Origin of the sequence: Microbacterium sp. 13-71-7 (genome assembly GCF_002257455.1) — a bacterium.
Lineage (GTDB): Bacteria > Actinomycetota > Actinomycetes > Actinomycetales > Microbacteriaceae > Microbacterium.
On record NZ_NCKN01000331.1, the window covers coordinates 1 to 3,311 of the forward strand.

General features: G+C 71.9%; 3 protein-coding genes. 2 read left to right on the forward strand and 1 reads right to left on the reverse strand.

Going from position 1 to position 3,311, the window contains the following annotated elements; all coding sequences use genetic code 11:
• Positions 1 to 758, forward strand: a 758-nt coding sequence (locus B7X32_RS19705) for a carbohydrate ABC transporter permease (protein ID WP_292723636.1), incomplete at its 5' end; no start/stop codon positions are given.
• Between the two features lie 20 nt (positions 759 to 778).
• Complete coding sequence (locus B7X32_RS19710; RefSeq protein ID WP_292723638.1) at positions 779 to 2,314, forward strand: alpha-N-arabinofuranosidase; 1,536 nt, start codon at positions 779 to 781, stop codon at positions 2,312 to 2,314.
• 130 nt (positions 2,315 to 2,444) lie between these two features.
• Here the strand turns inward: B7X32_RS19710 and B7X32_RS19715 are convergent.
• The coding region (locus tag B7X32_RS19715) for an ROK family protein (protein ID WP_292723640.1) at positions 2,445 to 3,311 on the reverse strand (867 nt) is incomplete at its 5' end.

Sequence of the window (3,311 nt, forward strand, 5' to 3'; positions counted from 1 at the left end):
CCTTCCTGTGGGCCGTCGCGACCGCGTTCAAGACCGAGACCGACGCCGCCTCGGGCGACCCGGGCTGGATCGGGGCGAGCGGCCCGACCGGCCAGGCGTTCACCGCGATCCTGTCGCAGGGCAACGTGTACCTGTGGGCGTGGAACAGCCTGTGGACCGCGACCGCCGTCACCGTCATCACGGTGACGATCTCGGCCCTGGCCGCCTACGCCTTCTCCCGGCTCGACTTCCGCGGCCGCCGCTGGCTGTTCGTGACGATCATCGCCGCGATCGTCGTGCCGCCGCAGGTGCTGATCATCCCGCTGTTCTACGAGATGCTGGCCTTCAACCTGGTGGACACCCACTGGGGCCTGATCCTGCCGCAGGTCGTGGCGCCGGCGATGGTGTTCATCCTGAAGCGGTTCTTCGACGCGATCCCGATCGAGCTGGAGGACGCGGCGCGCGTCGACGGCGCGAGCAGGTTCCGGGTGTTCTGGTCGGTCGTGCTGCCGCTCAGCCGGCCGATCCTGGCCTCCGTCGCGATCTTCGTGTTCATCGGCGCGTGGAACAACTTCCTGTGGCCGTTCCTCGTCATCAACGACACCGGCCTGATGACGCTGCCGGTCGGTCTGCAGACCGTCATCAGCGCCTACGGCGTGCAGTACGCGCAGGTCATGGCCCAGGCCGTGCTCGCCGCCCTGCCCCTCATCATCGTGTTCCTCATCTTCCAGAAGCAGATCGTCAAGGGAGTCGCCACCAGCGGCTTCGGCGGTCAATGACCCGAACGGATCGGACCCCCATGACCCACGCCCGCATCACCATCGACCGCGACTTCACCATCGCCGACGTCCCGCGCCGCCTTTTCGGCCAGTTCGTCGAGCACATGGGCCGCTGCGTCTACACCGGCATCTACGAGCCGGGACACCCCGCGGCGGACGCCCGAGGCTTCCGCACCGACGTGCTCGAGCTCGTGCGCGAGCTCGGCCCCACCGTGATCCGCTACCCGGGAGGCAACTTCGTCTCCGGCTATCGCTGGGAGGACGGCGTCGGCCCGGCCGCGGAGCGCCCCGTGCGGATCGACGGCGCCTGGCACACGATCGAGACCAACGCGTTCGGGCTCCACGAGTTCGTGGACTGGTCGCGCGAGGCCGAGGTCGAGGTGATGGAGGCGATCAACCTCGGCACGCGCGGGGTCGAGGAGGCACGCGCACTGGTCGAGTACGCGAACCACCCCGGCGGCACGTACTGGTCGGACCTGCGGCGTCGCAACGGCGCGGAGGATCCCTTCGACATCAGGCTGTGGTGCCTCGGCAACGAGCTGGACGGCCCGTGGCAGATCGGCCACAAGACCCCCGCCGAGTACGGGCGCCTCGCGCAGGAGACCGCCAAGGCGATGAAGCTCGTGGATCCGACGATCGAGCTCGTCGCGGTCGGATCCTCGAATCGGCAGATGCCGACCTTCGGCACCTGGGAGCACACGGTGCTCACGCACGCGTACGACGAGGTGGACTACATCTCGATGCACGCGTACTACCAGGAGCACGACGGCGACGCCGCGTCCTTCCTCGCCGAGGCGGTGGACATGGACGCGTTCATCGACGGCGTCGTCGCGACCATCGACGCCGTCAAGGCCGCGGGCAAGCACACCAAGCAGGTCGACATCTCGTTCGACGAGTGGAACGTCTGGTACCAGTCGGGCCTGGACACCGACGACCAGCCGCACCAGGTCGAGAAGACCTGGCGCGAGCACCCGCGCCTCATCGAGGACACCTACAACGTCACGGATGCGGTCGTGGTCGGCACGTTCCTGCACAGCCTGCTGCGCCACGGCGACCGGGTGAGGATCGCGAACCAGGCGCAGCTCGTGAACGTGATCGCCCCGATCCGCTCCGAAGAGGGCGGGCCCGCCTGGCGGCAGTCGATCTTCTGGCCGTTCGCGCGCATGGCGAAGATGGCGAAGGGGCGGATCCTGCGTCTGGCGGTCTCCTCCACGAAGGCCCCGACCGCCCGCTACGGCGACGTGGACGAGGTCGACGCGGTCGCGACCTGGGACGAGGAGTCGGGCCGGCTCGCGCTCTTCGTGGCGAACCGGTCGCTCGACGCGGAGGCCACGGTGGACCTGGATCTGCACGGGCTGCGCGCGACCGCGCTGCGCTCGGCGGAGGTGCTCACGGTGCCCGAGGACGGCGACCGCCTCACCGCGAACCTGCTCGACGCCCCGGACGCCGTGGGGCTGCGGCCGCTCGACGGCGTGGCCCTCGACGACGGCGCGGTGCGCCTCACCCTGCCGGCCCTGTCGTGGTCGGCGGTCGAGCTCGAGGTCGCCCGCGGCTGACCCGCTGGGTCGCCAGACGAGCCGACGGTGAGACGAGACGCGGTGCTCCTGCGAGGGCACCGCGTTTCGTCTCGGTCGCCTTCGGCGTCCTCGCTCGACGACCCCGCGAGGAGCGCCGGCCGCTGGGTCGTCAGCCCAGCGGATCCGCCAGCAGGCGCTCGAAGGCCGCGTCGGCCGCGCCGATCAGCAGGCGATCCGCACCGAGCGCGGCGGCGGAGAGCTCCAGGCCCTCGGCGGACGCGGCGAGCGCGCGCCCGCGCACCTCGTCGTCGAAGCCCTGCGGATCGAGGTCCCGGAGGATCCCGAGGAATCCGCCCAGCACGATCATCGACGGGTTGAGCACGTTCACGGCGTTGCCGAGCGTGGCGGCGAGGATGCGCCGCTGCCGCGCGACCTCGGCGGCCGCCGGCCCCCCGTCGGCGGACGCGGCGAGGGCGGTGCGGAGCTCGGCGTCGTCCGGGGCGGCCAGGTCCGCGGCCTGCACGAGCCGGGCCCGGTTGACCTCGTCCTCCAGCACGCCGCCCTCGGCCCGCCGGTCGGCGGCCTCCGCCACGCTCGCCGCGGTCTGCCCCCACTCGCCGGCGTATCCGCCGACGCCGCCGATGAGCGTGCCGTGCAGGATGAGCCCGCCGCCGATGCCGCTGGCGCCGCCGTTGAGGTAGACGACGTCCTCGTGCTGCCTGGCGGCGCCGAACAGCCGCTCCGCCCGCGCACCGAGGGAGGCGTCATTGCCCACCACGACGTCGAGGCCGAGCGCGGCGGCGAGCGGTCCGGCGATGTCCGCATCGCGCCACTCCAGGTGCGGCGCGAGCCGCACGAGTCCGTCGGAGACCCGCACGAGACCGGGCACCGCGACTCCCACGCCTTCGATGCGGCACCCCGCCAGGGCGCCGCCGCGCCAGTCCGCCACGACGCGGGCGACGAGCTCGACGACGTCCGAGACGTCCGGGCGTTCGACGGGGATCCGCACCCGTTCGCGCACGGCGCCGCCCAGCGG

What these genes read in the sequence shown, in the direction of transcription:
- B7X32_RS19710 (WP_292723638.1), top strand. Translation starts at nt 779, where the DNA reads ATGACCCACGCCCGCATCACCATCGACCGCGACTTCACCATCGCCGAC.